Consider the following 16846-nt stretch of genomic DNA (forward strand, 5'->3'; position numbering starts at 1 on the left):
TCAAACACACAAGTTTCACATGGCCCGACTTCTGACCTTGCCCGATGGAAGCACGCGAACTGGCCCATCTCATGATGCGTTGGCCGCCTGTCGCCCGGCCGATAGCCGATACCTCCATGAGGCTGCTCGCCCGCACGGCCCAATTGCTGCCCGAATCCCGCCCTGTTCCGGGCAGTTCCAACGAGATTCGTATTGAACGCTTGGGCTTAGGCAAATTTTAAATCGGTGGGCGTAGGTTACCCTCCGCGAGTTCAGTGGTTGAGAGTTTGTGAGTACGCCATGACAGAACCCCACCGCCCGAGGGTGAAATACGTCATCGGGCCTGACGGCAGCCCGTTAACGATTGCGGACCTGCCGGCCCCCGGAACCAAGCGGTGGGTGATCCGCCGCAAGGCCGAAGTCGTCGCTGCGGTCCGCGGCGGCCTGCTCTCCCTCGAGGAAGCCTGCAGCCGCTACACGCTGACCGTCGATGAATTCCTTTCCTGGCAGTTCTCGATCGACCAGCATGGTCTGGCCGGGCTGCGCACCACCCGGATCCAGCAATATCGGCAGTAATTCCGCCAATTCCCGCGGCATTTGACGAAAACCGGCTTCGCTCCGCGAAGCCGGTTTTTTTCATGTCCGCGTTTTCGGCGCGGTTCTTAATCTTCGTTAACCAGATGGAAACCATACCCTAGGCAATAATTGCCCAGTCGGACCCCGTTGGGGCCGAATCCCTGGGGGCCGTTGGTGCAAAGTCTGGTTGCTTTCCTGAGAGGTCTGGGTGCGGCCCGCCTCGCGGCAATGGTGGCGGTCACCGCCGCCCTGATCGGTTTCTTCGCCTTCGTCATCGTCCGCGTCACCACGCCGCAGATGACCACCCTGTTCACCGACCTGTCGACCGAGGATTCCTCCGCCATCATCAAGGAGCTGGAGCGGCAGGCCGTCCCGTATGAGCTGCGCAATGACGGCGCCGTCATCATGGTGCCGAAGGACAAGGTGACGCGGCTCAGGATGAAGCTCGCCGAGGGCGGCATGCCCAAGGGCGGCGGCGTCGGCTACGAGATCTTCGACAAGTCGGACGCGCTCGGCACCACGAGCTTCGTCCAGAACATCAACCATTTGCGTGCGCTGGAAGGCGAGCTCGCCCGCACCATCCGCGCCATCGATCGCGTGCAGGCCGCGCGCGTCCACCTTGTGCTGCCGGAACGGCCGCTGTTCTCGCGCGAGACGCCGGAGCCGTCCGCCTCGATCGTGCTCAGGGTGCGCGGCGCGCTGGAGCCGCAGCAGATCCGCGCCATCCGCCATCTGGTCGCCTCCGCCGTCAACGGGCTGAAGCCGCAGCGCGTCTCGATCGTCGACGAGGCCGGCCAGTTGCTGGCCGACGGCGCCGCCACCGATGCCGACGCGTCGATCGGCGACGAGCGCCGCACCGCCTTCGAGAAGCGGATGCGCAAACAGGTCGAGGATATCGTTTCTTCGGTGGTCGGCGCCGGCCGCGCCCGCGTCCAGCTCTCCGCCGACTTCGACTACAACAAGATCACCGAAACCTCCGACAAGTTCGATCCCGAAGGTCGCGTGCTCCGCTCCAGCCAGACCCGCGAGGAGTCGAGCCTCACCGCCGACAATTCCGGTCAGGTCACGGTCAACAACGAGCTGCCGGGCAACCAGAACCAGGACAACGCCGCCCGCGCCCGCGACCAGAGCAAGAAGAGCGAAGAGACCAACAACTACGAGATCTCCCGCACCACCAAGACCGAGGTCACCGAGGCCGGCCGCGTCAACCGGATCTCGGTCGCCGTGCTGGTCGACGGCAGCTATTCCAAGAACGAAAAAGGCGAGCTGGTCTACCAGAACCGCTCCAAGGAGGAGCTCGACCGCATCGCCGCCCTGGTTCGTTCCGCGATCGGCTTCGACCAGAAGCGCGGCGACCAGGTCGAGGTGGTCAATCTCCGCTTCGCCGAGCCGCCAATGGCGACCCCGCTGCCCGAGCCGACCGGCCTGCTCGGCATGCTGCAGTTCACCAAGGATGACGTGATGTACGTCATCGAGCTCGGTGTGATGATGATGCTCGGCCTGGTCGTGCTGTTCATGGTGGTCCGCCCGCTGGTCAAGCGCATCGTTGCGACCGACGTCGTTCCGGCGCTGGCCGGCGCGGGTATCGCCCCCACCCTCGCCGACGCCAGCGCACATGCCGGCGAAGGCGCCGCAGCGACCGGCCAGGCCCTGATCCCGAGCGGCGCCGCGGCGCAATTGATCGACGTCGCCCAGATCCAGGGCCAGGTCCATGCCCAGGCCGTGCATCGGGTCGGCGAACTGGCCGAGCGCAATCCGAACGAGACCGTCTCCATCGTCCGTCAATGGCTGAGCGAACCCGCCGAGAGCTGACATGGCCGCCGTACCGCAGACCACAAACGCCAACGACATCACCAGCGTCCTGACGACGCTGGCGAGCCGGCAGAACGGTCGGCCGAGGAGCAAACCGCTGTCCGGCCCCAAGCGCGCGGCGATCCTGATGCTTGCGCTCGGCGAGCAGTATGGCGGCAAGATCTGGTCGATGCTCGACGACGACGAGGTGCGGCAGCTGTCGGTCCACATGTCGACGCTCGGCACCGTCGAGGCCGACGTGGTCGAGGACCTGATGCTCGAATTCGTCTCGCGGATGTCGGCGTCCGGCGCGCTGATGGGCAATTTCGACGCCACCGAGCGCCTGCTGCAGCAGTACCTGCCGGCCGAACGCGTCTCCGGCATCATGGACGAGATCCGTGGGCCTGCCGGCCGCAACATGTGGGAGAAGCTCTCCAACGTGCAGGAAGAGGTGCTGGCCAACTACCTCAAGAACGAATACCCGCAGACCATCGCCGTGGTGCTGTCGAAGCTCAAGCCGGAGCACGCCGCCCGCGTGCTCGCGATCCTGCCCGAGGACATCGCGCTCGATGTCGTCAACCGCATGCTGCGGATGGAGGCGGTGCAGAAGGAAGTCATCGAACGGGTCGAGCAGACGCTGCGCACCGAGTTCATGTCCAACCTGTCGCAGACCCGCCGCCGCGACGCGCATGAGGTGATGGCCGAAATCTTCAACAATTTCGATCGCCAGACCGAGACCCGCTTCATCACCTCGCTGGAAGAGGAAAACCGCGAATCCGCCGAGCGCATCAAGGCGCTGATGTTCACCTTCGACGATTTGATCAAGCTCGACGCCGCTTCGGCGCAGACGCTGATGCGCAACATCGACAAGGACAAGCTGGGCGTCGCGCTGAAGAGCGCCAACGAGGAGGTGCGCAGCTTCTTCCTCGGCAACATGTCGTCCCGCGCCGGCAAGATGCTGATGGACGACATGGCCGCGATGGGCCCGGTGCGGCTGCGCGACGTCGACGAGGCGCAGGCGCTGCTCGTCAACCTCGCCAAGGACCTCGCCGCCAGGGGCGAGATCACGCTGACCAAGAACCGCGCCGACGACGAGCTGGTGTACTGATGGCCGCGCCCGCAAAGTTCATGTTCGACACCGACTTCTCGGCGCCCGACCGCGCGCGCGAGCGCGCCGCCACCCCGGCCGAGGTCGCCCAGAAGGTCGCCGATGCGGAGGCCAGGGCCTATCGCGCCGGATACGAGGCCGCGCAGCGCGAAGCCAAGGTCGAGAGCGACCGCCGTTCCGCGCAGGCGCTGGAGGAGATCGGCGTCGCCATCAAGGGAATTGCGGCGCGCTTCGCCGGCATCGAGACGCGGATGGAGACGGAGGCCGTCGACGTCGCGGTCGCGGTCGCCCGCAAGCTCTGCTCCGAACTGATCGCGCGCGAGCCGCTCGGCGAGATCACCGCGCTGGTCAGCGACTGCTTCTCGCATTTGGTGTCGACGCCGCATCTCGTGGTCCGCATCAACGACGCGCGCTACGAGAGCGCGCACGAGAGCATCGAGCGGATGGCCGCGCATAGCGGCTTCGAGGGCCGGCTGGTGATCCTGGCCGAACCGACGATTGCGACCGGCGACTGCCGGATCGAATGGGCCGACGGCGGCGTGGTGCTTGAGCGCGCGGCGATCGAAGCGAAGATCAACGAACTTGTCGGGCGCTATCTGGCGTCCCGCGGTCAGGCCGGCTGACGGCGATGAGGGCAGAACCATGAGCGACACCGACGCACAAGTCCCGCTTCCCGACCTCAATTCGTCCGAGGCGCCGAGGATCGACGACATCGGCTACAACGAGGACGAACATGCCTCGCGCATCGCCGCCGATCTCGAGGCGGTGTTCGACGTGCCGGTGCAGGTCTCGGCGGTGCTCGGCCGCTCCAAGATGGAGGTCGGCGACCTGCTCAAGCTCGGACCGGGGACGGTGCTCGAGCTCGACCGCCGCGTCGGCGAGGCGATCGACATCTACGTCAACAACCGCCTGGTGGCGCGCGGCGAAGTGGTGCTGGTGGAAGACAAGCTCGGCGTGACCATGACGGAAATCATCAAGGCGGAACGCTCCTAACACCCTAACGATACCGCGCGGGACGCGCGCGACCAGACCAACAGGAGACTATCATGCGGCTTCTCATCGTTGGCACCCTGAAGGGCCAGCTCACGACCGCCACCAAGATCGCGATGGAGAAGGGCGCAACCGTGACCCACGCCGAGACGGCCGAACAGGCGATGAGCGTGGTGCGCGGCGGCAAGGGCGCCGACCTGCTGCTGGTCGATGTCGGCCTCGACATCCGCGACCTCGTGATCCGGCTGGAGGCCGAGCACATCCACGTGCCGATCGTCGCCTGCGGCATCACCAACGATGCCCGCGCCGCGGTCGCCGCGATCCACGCCGGCGCCAAGGAATACATCCCGCTGCCGCCCGACCCCGAACTGATCGCGGCGGTGCTCGCCGCCGTCGCCAATGACGCGCGCGACCTGGTCTGGCGCGACGAGGCGATGGGCAAGGTGATCAAGCTCGCGCAGCAGATCGCCGGTTCGGATGCGTCCGTGATGATCACCGGCGAGTCCGGCACCGGCAAGGAAGTGCTGGCGCGCTATGTCCACTCCCGCTCGGCCCGCGCCAAGCGGCCGTTCATCTCGATCAACTGCGCGGCGATCCCCGAGCACCTGCTGGAATCCGAACTGTTCGGTCATGAAAAGGGCGCCTTCACCGGCGCGATCGCTCGCCGCATCGGCAAGTTCGAGGAAGCGACCGGCGGCACCCTGCTGCTCGACGAAATCTCCGAGATGGACGTGCGGCTGCAGTCCAAGCTGCTGCGCGCGATCCAGGAGCGCGTGATCGACCGCGTCGGCGGCACCAGGCCGGTCCCGGTCGATATCCGCATTATCGCGACCTCGAACCGCAATCTCACTGAGGCGGTGCGCGAAGGCACCTTCCGCGAGGACCTGCTGTTCCGCCTCAATGTCGTCAATCTGAAGATCCCGCCGCTGCGCGACCGCCCGGCCGATATCCTCGAGCTGGCGCAGCACTTCGCCAAGAAATACGCCGAGGCCAACGGCGTGCCGGTCCGCCCGATCACGGCGGAAGCCCGCCGCGTCCTCACCGCGAACCGCTGGCAGGGCAACGTCCGCGAGCTCGAGAACACCATCCATCGCTCGGTGCTGATGGCGCAGGGCGACGAGATCGGGCCCGAGGCGATCCTCACCCCCGACGGCGACCGCCTCGACCTCGCCAAGACCGCACCCGCGGTGGCGCACGCCACACGTGCCGCCGAGCAGGTCACCCGGGCGTTTGTCGGCCGCACCGTCGCCGATGTCGAACGCGATTTGATCCTGGAGACGCTGAAGCACTGCCTCGGCAACCGCACCCATGCCGCCAACATCCTCGGCATCTCGATCCGCACGCTGCGCAACAAGCTGAACGAATATGCCGACGGCGGCATTCCGATCACGCCGGCGGGCAATGGCGCACCGGACTATCAGCGGCTGGCGGCGGCGGGTTGAGGAACTCAAACGGCGAGGCAGTCCGCGCGGCTGCCTCGACTCACGAATAGCTCGGCGCGTCGGGCTTGCGGAAAATGTGGATCGGATCGCCGGGCGTGAAGTTGCGGCCGGTGAACGCCACATAGGCATACAGCGCGAGATAGGCCACGGCGACCGCGCCGACGAGATAGAACAGCCAGATTCCCACGCGCTTCATCGAACCGTCACGTCCTTAATAATTTCCCGGCTTTTAATCTGCCGCCCGGCAAAGCGCCACGGGCAACATGCCGCGCCCGGTCACCGCTCGTCTGCGCCTGTCCGCGCCGTGACAGCGCAGCCGCGGCCGCGGAGCCCGGCGACATCTCGAGAAACTCACGACGCTTCATTGCAACGAATTCTCATGACGATCGCACGCGTCGTGCCGCACGATCATGCGATGTCAGGTCGCTGCACAGGAATCGATCAGCCCGCGGCAGCGGCTTTCTGCCCGACATTGACCGCGAGCTTACCATAGCGGTCCTTGAATGCTTCGGTGTCGATCTCCTCGAGCTGGATCGCGCCGCTGAGCACGCCCTTCTTCCAGGCGTCGTGCTCGGGATCGTGCTGGAATTCCGGCATCACTTCCTTGGCGAACAGTTCGAGCGATTCGCAGATGTGCTCATGCGTGTTCTTGCCGGCCTGGTTGAGCAGGATCACCTGATCGATATGCGACGAGCGGAAGCGCCGCAGCTTCTTTCGCAACGTCTCCGGCGAGCCGATCAGGCCGCCGCGCAGCGCGGCCTCCTGCGCTTCCGGATTCTCGCGCTTCCACTTGTTGTACTCGTCCCACATGTTGACGGTGCCGGGTGCCGGCCGCTGGCGGTTCTGCGACTGCCCGTAATAGCGCAGCGCGAACTGGAAGAAGGTGGCGCCGTCGGCGCGCCTGCGGGCTTCCTCATCGGTTTCCGCGCACATGAAGAACGAGACCAGCGCCATGTTCGGATTGATCTCGTAGTCGGCGAGCTTCTTCAGCCGCTTGGTGATCGCGTTGTAATAGGCGTGCACCCAGGCATGCGCCGCTTCCGCGCTGACGAACTGGAAGCCGAGTGCGCCAAAGCCGTTCTCCCCGGCGCGTTCGATCGTCGGCAATTGCGAGCAGGCCATCCAGAGCGGCGGGTGCGGCTTCTGCACCGGCTTCGGCACGACGTTGCGCAAGGGCATGTCGAAATACTTGCCGTGATGCTCGGTGCCGATCTTGGTGAACATCGGAAAGATTGCCTGCACCGCTTCCTCGAACACCTCGCGCTTGGTCTCCATGTCGCGGCCGAACGGCGTCAGCTCGGTGATCGATGCGCTCTCGCCCATGCCGAACTCGCAGCGGCCGTTGCTCAAGAGATCGAGCACCGCGACCCGCTCGGCGACGCGCGCGGGATGATTGGTGGTGAGCTGGAAGATGCCGTGGCCGAGCCGGATGTTCTTGGTGCGCTGGCTGGCGGCGGCGAGGAAGGATTCGGGCGCCGGCGAGTGGGAATATTCCTCCAGGAAGTGATGCTCCACGACCCAGGCGTAATCGTAGCCGAGCCGGTCGGCCGTCTCCATTTGCGTCAGCGCGTTCTGGTAAAGCCTGAACTCGTCGCCGTCGTTCCAGGGGCGCGGTAGTTGCAGCTCGTAAAAGATGCCGAATTTCATGGCGTCACTCCCAAGGTCGCGTCCTCGACCACTTATTGTGGTCCCGACCGCTTGTTGTTTTGGGTTAGTCTAGTGTCGGCTCGGGTCAAGTCTAGCCTCGGGCGCGAAACTCCAATTCCGCGCAGCGGAAGCTGACTTGATCGGCACGCATGAATGTTTAGCTTGTGTTCGCTTGAGTCGCGGCGCTATCGGTCGCGCGCTCATTGCTTCCGAAAGCCCATGACCACCTTTACGCCGCATCAGGACACCGCGCTGAAAGCCGTTGCCGACTGGCTGAAAGCCAAGCCCGGCCAGGGCGGCACGCCGCCGGTGTTTCGGCTGTTCGGCTATGCCGGAACCGGCAAGACCACGCTCGCCCGCCACATCGCCGAAGGCGTCGACGGCGAGGTGAAGTTCGCCGCCTTCACCGGCAAGGCGGCGCTGGTGATGCGCAACAAGGGCTGCGATAACGCCTCGACGATCCATTCGCTGATCTATCGCGCCCGCGAATCCGGCGTCGAACAGCCGAGCTTCGAATTGTGGGACGACGCGCCGGCCTCGAAGGCCAAGCTGATCGTGATCGACGAGTGCTCGATGGTCGATGCCGAACTCGGCCGCGATTTGATGTCGTTCGACTGCCCGCTGCTGGTGCTCGGCGATCCCGCGCAATTGCCGCCGATCCAGGGCGGCGGCTTCTTCACCGACGCCGAGCCCGACGCGATGCTGACCGAGGTGCACCGGCAGGCGCAGGACGATCCGATCGTGCGGATGTCGATGGACATCCGCGAGGGCCGCGAGCTCGAGATCGGCCGTCACGGCGAGAGCGAGGTGGTCTCGCGCAAGGAGCTCGATCCGGACCGCGTGATGAGCGCCGATCAGGTGCTGGTCGGCCGCAACAACACCCGCCGCGCCTACAACATGCGGGTGCGGCAGCGGCAGAACATCGAGGATCCGCTGCCCGTCGCCGGCGACAAGCTGGTCTGCCTGCGCAACAACCGCAAGAAGGGCCTGTTCAACGGCGGGCTGTGGCGGGTCAAGGCGCGCGCGCAGTCGAAATCGAAGATCATCACCATGCGCGTCACGCCGGATGAGGATTTCGGCTACAAGGTCACCAAGGTCTCGGTGCGCGGCGAATGTTTCGACGGCGGCGTCGAGGGCGTGCCGTGGGAGCAGCGCAAGCCGTATGATGAGTTCGACTACGGCTACGTGCTGACAGTGCACAAGTCGCAGGGCTCGCAATGGGACGACGTCGTACTGTTCGACGAGAGCTTTGCGTTCCAGGACAGCCGCGCGCGCTGGCTCTACACCGGCATCACCCGCGCCGCGAAGCGGCTGAGCGTGGTGGTCTGACATATCCAAGTATTCGGACCTCATCCTGCCGCGCGACATGACCGGGCGGCTGCTCCCTTAAGGCACTGCACCGACGCGGTTTTATTCACGAAACTGTGTGGCATCAGCCGTAACAAGCCGCCCGCTTGGCCGTATCTTGAGGGGTCGGAGCAAGCCAGGCCGATTGCACACGCCGGCCCTCGCTCTAAACTGGTCCCGAACCGCGATCCCACGAGGAACTCATGTCCCGTCGCACCCTCAGCCGCCTCTCGCTGTGCGCCGCCACGATCGGCGCGCTGGCCGTCGCCGCCTTTGCCGTCGCGCCGTCGCGCGCCGCCGAGGACGCCGTGATCATTCCGCCGCCTGCGACAGATGCGCAGGAGAGCGGCATCAAGACCGCGGTGCTCGCAGGCGGCTGCTTCTGGGGTGTGCAGGGCGTGTTCCAGCACACCGCCGGCGTCGTCAGCGCGGTGTCCGGCTATTCCGGCGGCAACAAGGCGACCGCGGACTACTCCATGGTCTCGACCGGCACCACCGGTCACGCGGAGTCGGTCGAGATCAAGTACAACCCGCAGAAGATCTCCTACGGCAAGATCCTGCAGATCTTCTTCTCCGTCGTGCACGATCCGACCCAGCTGAACCGCCAGGGTCCCGACACCGGCACGCAGTATCGTTCCGCGATCTTCACCACCAGCGACGAGCAGAAGAAGGTGGCGGACGCCTATATCGCCCAGCTCAATGCGGCCAAGGTCTATCCGAAGCCGATCGTGACCAAGGTCGGCGCGCTGCAGGCGTTCTATCCGGCGGAAGGCTACCACCAGGACTATCTGACGCTGCACCCGAACCAACCCTATATTGCTTATAACGACATCCCGAAGGTCGAGAACCTGAAGAAGATCTTCGCCGAGAACTACATCGAGAAGCCGACGCTGGTGAACGGCAGCAAGGTCACCAATTGAGCATCTCGCGAAGGAGGTTGAATGTCCGACACCAAGACTGACGGCAAGGTTCACAAGAGCGAGGCCGAGTGGCGCAAGGAGCTGACGCCGATGCAGTACGCTGTGCTGCGCGAGAAGGCGACCGAGCGTCCGTTCTCCGGCGAATACGAGCATGACCCCCGCAAGGGCACTTATGTCTGCGCCGGCTGCGGCCAGGTGCTGTTCGAGTCCGACCAGAAGTTCGACTCCGGCTGCGGCTGGCCGAGCTTCTCCAAGCCCGCGGTCGAGAGCCACATCGACGAGGAGCAGGACTACAGCCACGGCATGATCCGCACCGAGGTGCTGTGCTCGAAATGCGACGGCCATCTCGGCCACGTCTTCAACGACGGTCCCGGGCCGACAGGCCTGCGCTACTGCATCAACTCGGCGGCGTTGAAGCTGAACGAGAAGACATAACGAGCGCAGTTCGTCATGCGCGGGCTCGACCCGCGCATCCGTGTTTTGCACCCCCGCGCGACCAGGACCCGGTCGTGCGGGGTTTTGCTTTGGCCTCCAGCGATCCGCCCCGCGCGCGCCCAACAATATCCGTGCGATCGGCAGCAGGCCTGAGGACACGCAAGCCGGAATGTGCTTTGCTCCGAATTCGCGGGGCCGTCGGCGTCTCGCCGTGCGGCTGCCGCTTGTTCTGAGGAGGGCGCCATGTCGCTCGGACTGATCCTCATCATCCTTCTGCTGATTGTCCTGCTCGGCGGCTATAGCGGCCGGATCGGCGGCTACGGCTACGGCCTCGGCCACTCCGGAATGGGCCTTTTCGGGGTAATTTTGGTGGTGGTCCTGGTCCTGGCCTGGCTCGGCAAGGTATGATTGAATTAACCTATTGAAATAAAAGGACTTATCCAGCCGGTTCCCTCGCCATGCGCGGATTCATGATGTGCGTTGTCGGCGCGGTTCTTGGGGTCGCATTTCTGTCAAAGAAGCCTATATTAGTGGTCGAAATGACATGTACGGTGCGCCGCCCGTCGCAGCCCGCCGTCCCCAAAAATCCCTTCGCCGCGCTAGCGCCAAAAAGACAAGAGGTCGTCGACCATGCGTCCCATGCGTCCGTTCAACTTTAATACGTCCGCCGAACTGTTCCCTGCCGCGATCCGCAAGAAGAAACGGGCCGGCTTCGCCTATCGCCGTTTCGGCACTGCCGCCGAAGCCGTGCGCTTTGCGATGGAAGAACTGCCCGCGGATTCGCTGAACGGCGCCTATCTGCAGGTCGAGGAAGCCCGCTTCGACCAGAACGGCATCCGCTCGCTCTATGAGAGCGAGGCGTTCCCGCTGCCGCGCCGCCCGCGTCCCGCCGCGAGCCAGGCCGACGCCGACGCCGCGTAACTGTTTCTGCCTCTCTTCCAACGAAAAGCCCTCGGACCTTTCCGGGGGCTTTTGTTTTGAGGTGTTACAGCCGCGGCTGCTTGTCGAGCCAGCGGCGCAACAGCCGCACATTGCGGATGTTGGCACGGAACATGACGTCGAACGCATCGCCGGCGACCGGCACCATGCCGACCACGCCGTCGACCGCGACATTGGCAAGCATTCGCGCGGTAATGTGCCAGGGCGCACCAAGCAGGCGCGCCTCGCGCACCAGCCACAGCGAGATCGCGGTCGTGATGATGTCGCCGATCACGGGGACCAGACCGATGATCCCGTCGATGCCGTAACGGATATTGGTGCCGGGCAGGATGAAGGCGATGTCGAGCAGCTTTGCGATCATCTCCAGCCGCGCCAGCCGCTGCTCGCGCGTCAGTTCGCCGAACGGATTGGCACTGGAGGTGCGGAAATCGAACTGGAAGCGCTCGAACTGCTGAAACGGCGCGGCGTCGGGGATCTCGCGGCCATCCTGGTCGATGACCTTGCCGCGCGCCTGCGCTCCGCCGAAGGGCGGCCGCGATCGCGCGCGATTGGGCGTGAAGATGTCGTCCTCGGGCATGGTCATCACATGGTAACGCAATTGCACGATGCAAGTTGCGGCACATTACCACTGTGTCATCTCTGGCTGTCTCCGTCGTTCCGGCAACGGCCGGCCCCATAGTCCGCAGCTTGTGCTGTGAACGGGATCGTGGCCCCGGCGTCGCGCAACAACGCGCATTCGGGGTAATGGGTCCTGGCCTTCGCCAGGACGACGTGGGGTTGGTTCTCGATTCACCTGTCAAACAGCAGCTGTCATCACCCGCGCATGCGGGTGAACCAGTATTCCAGAGACGTCGGGGCTTGAGCCGAGAGGCCGCGGCGTGCTGCATGCCCCGCCTGCGCGGGGCATGACAACGGAGAGGATGTGCGTTCGCGTTCTCGCGACGGGAATCGTCCGAGTTTTGCCTCTCGTTTCGCCCTCTCTTGATCAGAGGGCGCAGGGAGAGCCGGGTGCCGATCGCACCCATGGGTCCCGTGCAAATGGAAAGCACGGGGGGTAGGACCACAGGTGAGACCGAACAACACTCCGGCTTTCCCTGCGCGATGGTTTACGGCTTATACGTGCTCTCCCCGGCGAGACTGGGCTTTGTTGTCACCGTCATCAGCGAGAGCTCTTGCCTCTTGCTGATGAGACACCTGCCGCTAGGGCGTCAAGCCTGCACGACTTCACCGTCCGCCTTGCATATGCTCGTCAGTCACACGTTCGGCGTCCACCGCATCCCAACCCAACACTCGTGACGATCGCGAAGCGCCCCTCAAGCGGGTGAGACGGGCCATTCATACACTGAGTTGCTTTTCTGGAAAACAGAAATATTTTTGCTGCGAGGGCTTGCCACGTCGAGGCTGGGCAAGAACTCGGCATTTTTTGGAGTTGATGTACGATTCGGCGCATGGCGAATCGGACGTTCAAGGCCGGCGACAGCCGGGAGCAACCCAGTCTTCTTCCTCCCCGGATTGAGGACTATGTCGGACAGCAGAATCCGGTGCGGGCGATCGACAGTTTCGTTGGCGCGCTCGACCTTTCAAAGCTCGGCTTCCGCCATGCGGATCGTGCCGCGGACGAAGTGGGGCAGCCGCCCTACGATCCGGCCGATCTGCTGAAGCTCTACCTTTACGGCTACATCAACCAGATCAGGTCGTCGCGGCGGTTGGAGCGGGAGGCCTGCCGCAATCTGGAGCTGATCTGGCTGTTGAAGAACATGAAGCCGGGCTATCGGACGATCGCCAACTTCCGCAAGGAGAACTGGGCGGCGCTCAAGGCCGCGAACCGCAGTTTCGTGCTGCTCCTGCGCGACCTCGGCCTGATCGGTGGGACCTTCGTTGCGATCGACGGGGCGCTATTCCATGGTAACGCCAGCAAGGGCAGCATCTTCACGCAAGGGAAGCTGGCCAAACAGATCGCCGCGTTGGACAAGGAGATCGAGGCTTATGGCAAGGCCCTTGAAGCCAACGATGCCGAGGAAGCCAAGCGATGTGCCGGTCCGGGAGATGGCAGCAAGGGCAGCGGCGATGTCGGCGAGAAGGTGAAGGAGCTGATGGCCCGGCGCGAGCGCGCGCAAGCCGACCTCAAGAACCTGGAGACAAGCGACAAGGGGCAACTCTCGAAGACCGATCCCGACGCAAGGCTTCTGAGCAAGGGCGACCAGACCATTGCGGGTTACAACGTGCAGAGCGTCGTTGACGACAAGCACACGCTCATCGTTGCCAGCGAGGTCGTCAACCGCAACGACGCGGGCCATCTTCATGAGATGGCAAAGGCGGCAAAAGAGGCCCTCGACGTCGAGACTCTGCAGGTGGCGGCCGATGCCGGCTATTCCACCAGCGAGGACCTGAAGGCCTGCGAGGATGACGGCATTGTTGCCTATGTGCCGCTGCACGAGGGCAATGGCAAGCTCAAGGAAGGCCGCCTCAGCCGCAAGGACTTCAGTTACGATGCGAACGCCGATGCCTACCGTTGCCCGGCCGGCGAGCTGCTGCGCCCGACGGAAGGGCGCTGGACGAACACGAGCGGCCGCATCGAGATCCGCTACCTGGCGCGCAAGGCGGCCTGCGCAGCATGTCCCCTGAGCGCGCGGTGTCTTGCCCCGAAGGCGCCTTACCGGAGCATCGCGCGCTGGGAACACGAGGACGTTCTCGAACGTCACCGCATGAGGATGCAAAGCGCCGAGGCTGCCACATTGATGCGCCGCCGTTCCGCCATCGTCGAGCACCCTTTCGGAACACTCAAATGCCGCGCCGGCTATCAGCACTTTCTCGTGCGCGGCTTCGACAAGGTCCGCGGCGAATGGAGCCTGATGGCGCTTTGCTACAACTTCACCCGCGTGCTCAGCATTCTCGGCTTCGACCGCTTCGTCGCGTACCTTGCAGAAAAGACGCGCATTGCCGGCGCAAACCTCCTTGCGGCCACTCTGCGCGCCATTCGGCTTGCTTTGCGGCCCTTCCGCGCCAAAATCTCGCTGTCGCTCGTCGTCAGTGCTTTCCGAGCCGCCCCAGCCCCTTAGTTGCCATTCTTGCCCAGTCTCGTCGGGCAACTCAGTGATTGGCACGTGAGGAAGGCACCGGCGGAAGGCTTCCCCCTTGCGGGAGAGGGTCAGGGAGAGGGGTGCCACACGACGCGCCCTCTCCACATCTGCCACAGCGACGAGCGAACGCAATTTTGCGACAAGGTTGCCCGCATCTATCAGCTCAGCCCGCGGCTCACCCCTCCCCCGCAAGGGAGGAGGGAGCCTGAGCAGCGTGCTCACCTCACTCTCATTTCAACGGCGATCCGTAGCGTCCAGCGCAGAATCCATTTCATCCATCAGACCTGCGGCCCGATGGATTCTCCTATGCGCAATTGCGCATCATTGCTCGCGCCCTGGCAGCGCGCCTCGACATGACGGAGAGAGTGAGGATTACACGTCGGACAACGTCATTGCGCCGACGCCGCCGGCTGTCGGTGCTCCTCGGCATATTTGTGCGCCACCCAGGACGAGATCACGCCCGGCACGAAGCCGACGAGCCCGTAAAGGATGAACTGCGCGAGGCCACTGTCCGGCCCGTGCGAGGCATACGTCAGCGCCGCCGCAATGAACGCGATCGCGCCGACAATCAGCATCCGCGCCACAGCCGAGATTGATCGGATATGCATCAGAATGTCGTCGATTGCGCCAAACATCAACGCCGGCACGATGCCGAAGAGGTAGTTGTATTGCAGCGACTTCGCGAACACGGCGAACAGCTTCGCAACCTCGCCGCCATGCGTCTCGGTCCAGTAGCCCGACTGGTAGGTGGTCGCGAGCAGCAGCAGGAAGCCGCCGACGAACGGTCCGATGGCTGCGAAGATCAGATAGCGTTTCATGGCGCGCCCTTGCCCGACATGACGCGAGTGTAGCTCAGTCCGGTGCCGGTTCTAGGAGAAATCCGCAAGCCGCCGCTCATGTTCCGCGTGACGCCCACCTCAAGCGGGGCATCCAGTCCGGCGCGACGAATCGATGAACGCCTCGGTCAGACCGGATCGCTCGGCCGAGGCCGGGTGATGACAGGTGAGCGAGCTCAGGCGGAGTGCCTACTCCCCCCACGCCGCGAAGGCTTCGTTGAAGGCGCGCTCGCCCGGGGCGCCCTTCTCGATCGCGATGATGGCGCGGCGCTGGTTGGTGTAGACCAAGGGCACGTCGAACCACGAGCGCTCCTTCAGGAGCTGCAGGTTGCGCGAGCGGTCGGCGTCGACATTGGAGAGGCCGACCAGGAAGAAGCCGTCGGTGACCTTGACCGCGAGCCCGGCGAGCGGCGTGCCGCGTGCCTGCTCGTTGGACTTCATCAGGATGCCCGGCACGTTGCCGACGCCGCCATTGGCGAAGTCCGGCGGCAGCACAAAAGTCAATTCCGCGGTGTGGCTCGCCGGCAGCGAGGTGTCGGTGTTGCGGCGGAACGACATCGTCATCTTGAACTTGCGATCGGGGATGTCGATGTCGGCGCGCACGGCGATGTCCGGCGGCTGGTTGCCGGACGCCTTGACCTGTTCGGTGCGCCACACCACCGAGCCGACATATTGCTTGCCCTTGGGATCGGACGGATCCTCGTCATAGAGCACCACGCGCTGCGCCACCGGAGCGATCGGCTCGCCCGAGGCCGACGGTTGGCCGACGCGGTCGGCGATCTTCGGCTTCACCGCCGGTGCGGAGGCATCCTTCGGCGCCTCGACGGAAGGCGACGATTTGAACAGGCTGCTGACATAAGTGTAGGCCGGCTTGCCCCACAGCAGCCCGGCGCCGGCCAGAATCAGCAGGATGCCGATGACGATCGCGCTCTTGAACGGGAACATCGAGCCGATACGGATCCGCTTCTTCGGCTCGCGATCGGCGTTGCCGATCCGCGTCCGCTGCGGCGGCGGCGCGTAACGCTCGGCCTCCTCGACCGCCTCGTCATAGGGGAGCTCTGCATCCGGATCGGCCCCGCGGTTCTCCATGTTCGGCTCGAGCCGGTCGAATTCCGGCGAGGGCGACGGCACGTTGGCGTAGGTTTTGCGCGCGTTGCGGCTGGCCTGCGCCGCGGCGCGGCCGAGATCGTCGGCATCGGCCGTGATGTCGCGGAAGCCGCGCACACCCGGTGCGGCGGGCGGCGCCGGCGGCGGCGCGCCCTCGGCGGCACGGCGCGGCGGCACGCCCGGCCGCTCGCGGGTCGGCGGCAGCTGTGCGTCGGCTGGCGGCGGCGCCGGCGGAGTTTGCGGTCGCGGCGGGGCGGCCGGCGGCGCATCGGCACGCGGGTTGCGCGGCGGGCGCGGATCCGGCGGCGGTGGATTCGACAGGCGCGGCCGGGTGGGCGGCGCACCGGCGGCGGAATTGGCCTCCGGCGGGCGGGCATTGGCGCGGCGGAAGGCGTCGCCGCGTCCCCCGCCCGGGCGGGAGGCCTCGCGGGCGCGCTGGGCAGCTTCGGACTCGACCTTGCGGACGGCTTCTTCCAGCGACAGGCGCTCGCGGGTGATCTCGGATTCGGAGAGCGGCGGCTGCACGCTGCGGAGCTGCAGGATCAGCGCCGCCCGCGCCCTCTCATAGAGCGCACGGCGGCTTTCGCCGGGGGCGTTGGGGTCCAGTCCGGCGATGGCACGGGCGATCAGCGGGTAGTAGTCAGCCATT

17 protein-coding genes are annotated in these 16846 nt (G+C 65.1%); 12 read left to right on the forward strand and 5 right to left on the reverse strand.

Annotated features, from left to right (window positions below; translation table 11 throughout):
* The first annotated feature begins 279 nt into the window (after window positions 1-279).
* From MTX19_RS35725 to MTX19_RS35750, 6 genes are all read left to right on the forward strand, one after another.
* A complete protein-coding gene (locus tag MTX19_RS35725) occupies window positions 280-555 on the forward strand; it encodes a DUF1153 domain-containing protein (protein WP_002714638.1) in 276 nt (91 codons plus the stop codon).
* Between the two features lie 174 nt (window positions 556-729).
* Entirely contained in the window at window positions 730-2367 is a 1638-nt protein-coding gene (gene fliF, locus MTX19_RS35730; protein ID WP_280985717.1) for a flagellar basal-body MS-ring/collar protein FliF, read from the forward strand.
* A 1-nt stretch (window position 2368) separates the two neighbouring features.
* The gene (gene fliG, locus MTX19_RS35735; protein WP_280981393.1) at window positions 2369-3454 is read left to right on the forward strand and encodes a flagellar motor switch protein FliG; all 1086 of its coding nucleotides are present in this window, start codon (window positions 2369-2371) and stop codon (window positions 3452-3454) included.
* Window positions 3454-4077 (forward strand): FliH/SctL family protein, encoded by a 624-nt coding sequence (locus MTX19_RS35740; protein WP_280981394.1) that lies wholly within the window; start codon window positions 3454-3456, stop codon window positions 4075-4077. Before fliG ends, MTX19_RS35740 begins: the two co-directional genes overlap by 1 nt.
* A 19-nt stretch (window positions 4078-4096) precedes the next feature.
* Window positions 4097-4447 carry a flagellar motor switch protein FliN gene (gene fliN, locus MTX19_RS35745; RefSeq protein ID WP_280981395.1) on the forward strand — a complete coding sequence of 117 codons (351 nt, stop codon included), beginning with the start codon at window positions 4097-4099 and terminating at the stop codon, window positions 4445-4447.
* 53 nt (window positions 4448-4500) lie between these two features.
* Window positions 4501-5886: a sigma-54 dependent transcriptional regulator gene (locus tag MTX19_RS35750; RefSeq protein ID WP_280981396.1), complete on the forward strand. Its 1386-nt coding sequence runs from the start codon at window positions 4501-4503 to the stop codon at window positions 5884-5886.
* A 40-nt stretch (window positions 5887-5926) separates the two neighbouring features.
* Here MTX19_RS35750 and MTX19_RS35755 read toward each other — a convergent pair whose 3' ends face one another.
* Window positions 5927-6082 carry a hypothetical protein gene (locus MTX19_RS35755; protein ID WP_280981397.1) on the reverse strand — a complete coding sequence of 52 codons (156 nt, stop codon included), beginning with the start codon at window positions 6080-6082 and terminating at the stop codon, window positions 5927-5929.
* Window positions 6083-6327: 245 nt separating this feature from the next.
* The gene (locus MTX19_RS35760) at window positions 6328-7533 is read right to left on the reverse strand and encodes an LLM class flavin-dependent oxidoreductase (protein ID WP_280985718.1); all 1206 of its coding nucleotides are present in this window, start codon (window positions 7531-7533) and stop codon (window positions 6328-6330) included.
* 219 nt (window positions 7534-7752) lie between these two features.
* On the opposite strand from MTX19_RS35760, the gene MTX19_RS35765 reads away from it, so the two are divergent.
* The 5 genes from MTX19_RS35765 (at window position 7753) to MTX19_RS35785 (ending at window position 11156) form a co-directional block, all read left to right on the forward strand.
* Entirely contained in the window at window positions 7753-8862 is a 1110-nt protein-coding gene (locus MTX19_RS35765; RefSeq protein WP_280975576.1) for an ATP-dependent RecD-like DNA helicase, read from the forward strand.
* A 221-nt stretch (window positions 8863-9083) separates the two neighbouring features.
* The gene (gene msrA / locus MTX19_RS35770) at window positions 9084-9800 is read left to right on the forward strand and encodes a peptide-methionine (S)-S-oxide reductase MsrA (protein ID WP_280981399.1); all 717 of its coding nucleotides are present in this window, start codon (window positions 9084-9086) and stop codon (window positions 9798-9800) included.
* A 21-nt stretch (window positions 9801-9821) separates the two neighbouring features.
* Entirely contained in the window at window positions 9822-10235 is a 414-nt protein-coding gene (msrB, locus tag MTX19_RS35775; RefSeq protein ID WP_280975574.1) for a peptide-methionine (R)-S-oxide reductase MsrB, read from the forward strand.
* A 243-nt stretch (window positions 10236-10478) separates the two neighbouring features.
* Window positions 10479-10643 (forward strand): DUF3309 family protein, encoded by a 165-nt coding sequence (locus MTX19_RS35780; protein ID WP_280981400.1) that lies wholly within the window; start codon window positions 10479-10481, stop codon window positions 10641-10643.
* 222 nt (window positions 10644-10865) lie between these two features.
* The gene (locus MTX19_RS35785; protein WP_280981401.1) at window positions 10866-11156 is read left to right on the forward strand and encodes a hypothetical protein; all 291 of its coding nucleotides are present in this window, start codon (window positions 10866-10868) and stop codon (window positions 11154-11156) included.
* A 64-nt stretch (window positions 11157-11220) separates the two neighbouring features.
* Here the strand turns inward: MTX19_RS35785 and MTX19_RS35790 are convergent, their stop codons facing one another.
* Window positions 11221-11757 carry a DUF4112 domain-containing protein gene (locus MTX19_RS35790; RefSeq protein WP_280981402.1) on the reverse strand — a complete coding sequence of 179 codons (537 nt, stop codon included), beginning with the start codon at window positions 11755-11757 and terminating at the stop codon, window positions 11221-11223.
* A gap of 865 nt (window positions 11758-12622) precedes the next feature.
* Between MTX19_RS35790 and MTX19_RS35795 the strand changes: the two genes are divergently transcribed.
* The gene (locus tag MTX19_RS35795) at window positions 12623-14233 is read left to right on the forward strand and encodes an IS1182 family transposase (RefSeq protein ID WP_280978673.1); all 1611 of its coding nucleotides are present in this window, start codon (window positions 12623-12625) and stop codon (window positions 14231-14233) included.
* A gap of 410 nt (window positions 14234-14643) precedes the next feature.
* Here MTX19_RS35795 and MTX19_RS35800 read toward each other — a convergent pair whose 3' ends face one another.
* Both MTX19_RS35800 and MTX19_RS35805 read right to left on the reverse strand, forming a co-directional pair.
* Window positions 14644-15072 (reverse strand): DUF5413 family protein, encoded by a 429-nt coding sequence (locus MTX19_RS35800; RefSeq protein WP_280981403.1) that lies wholly within the window; start codon window positions 15070-15072, stop codon window positions 14644-14646.
* A gap of 207 nt (window positions 15073-15279) precedes the next feature.
* Window positions 15280-16845, reverse strand: coding sequence for a hypothetical protein (locus MTX19_RS35805; protein WP_280981404.1), 1566 nt, complete (start codon window positions 16843-16845; stop codon window positions 15280-15282).
* Window position 16846 lies beyond the last annotated feature (1 nt).

The sequence above is a fragment of the Bradyrhizobium sp. ISRA464 genome, assembly GCF_029910095.1.
In the GTDB taxonomy this organism is placed as follows: domain Bacteria; phylum Pseudomonadota; class Alphaproteobacteria; order Rhizobiales; family Xanthobacteraceae; genus Bradyrhizobium.

What these genes read in the sequence shown, in the direction of transcription:
- MTX19_RS35725 (WP_002714638.1), top strand. Translation starts at nt 280, where the DNA reads ATGACAGAACCCCACCGCCCGAGGGTGAAATACGTCATCGGGCCTGAC.
- fliG (WP_280981393.1), top strand. Translation starts at nt 2,369, where the DNA reads ATGGCCGCCGTACCGCAGACCACAAACGCCAACGACATCACCAGCGTC.
- MTX19_RS35740 (WP_280981394.1), top strand. Translation starts at nt 3,454, where the DNA reads ATGGCCGCGCCCGCAAAGTTCATGTTCGACACCGACTTCTCGGCGCCC.
- fliN (WP_280981395.1), top strand. Translation starts at nt 4,097, where the DNA reads ATGAGCGACACCGACGCACAAGTCCCGCTTCCCGACCTCAATTCGTCC.
- MTX19_RS35750 (WP_280981396.1), top strand. Translation starts at nt 4,501, where the DNA reads ATGCGGCTTCTCATCGTTGGCACCCTGAAGGGCCAGCTCACGACCGCC.
- MTX19_RS35755 (WP_280981397.1), bottom strand. Translation starts at nt 6,082, where the DNA reads ATGAAGCGCGTGGGAATCTGGCTGTTCTATCTCGTCGGCGCGGTCGCC.
- MTX19_RS35760 (WP_280985718.1), bottom strand. Translation starts at nt 7,533, where the DNA reads ATGAAATTCGGCATCTTTTACGAGCTGCAACTACCGCGCCCCTGGAAC.
- MTX19_RS35765 (WP_280975576.1), top strand. Translation starts at nt 7,753, where the DNA reads ATGACCACCTTTACGCCGCATCAGGACACCGCGCTGAAAGCCGTTGCC.
- msrA (WP_280981399.1), top strand. Translation starts at nt 9,084, where the DNA reads ATGTCCCGTCGCACCCTCAGCCGCCTCTCGCTGTGCGCCGCCACGATC.
- msrB (WP_280975574.1), top strand. Translation starts at nt 9,822, where the DNA reads ATGTCCGACACCAAGACTGACGGCAAGGTTCACAAGAGCGAGGCCGAG.
- MTX19_RS35780 (WP_280981400.1), top strand. Translation starts at nt 10,479, where the DNA reads ATGTCGCTCGGACTGATCCTCATCATCCTTCTGCTGATTGTCCTGCTC.
- MTX19_RS35785 (WP_280981401.1), top strand. Translation starts at nt 10,866, where the DNA reads ATGCGTCCCATGCGTCCGTTCAACTTTAATACGTCCGCCGAACTGTTC.
- MTX19_RS35790 (WP_280981402.1), bottom strand. Translation starts at nt 11,757, where the DNA reads ATGACCATGCCCGAGGACGACATCTTCACGCCCAATCGCGCGCGATCG.
- MTX19_RS35795 (WP_280978673.1), top strand. Translation starts at nt 12,623, where the DNA reads ATGGCGAATCGGACGTTCAAGGCCGGCGACAGCCGGGAGCAACCCAGT.
- MTX19_RS35800 (WP_280981403.1), bottom strand. Translation starts at nt 15,072, where the DNA reads ATGAAACGCTATCTGATCTTCGCAGCCATCGGACCGTTCGTCGGCGGC.
- MTX19_RS35805 (WP_280981404.1), bottom strand. Translation starts at nt 16,845, where the DNA reads ATGGCTGACTACTACCCGCTGATCGCCCGTGCCATCGCCGGACTGGAC.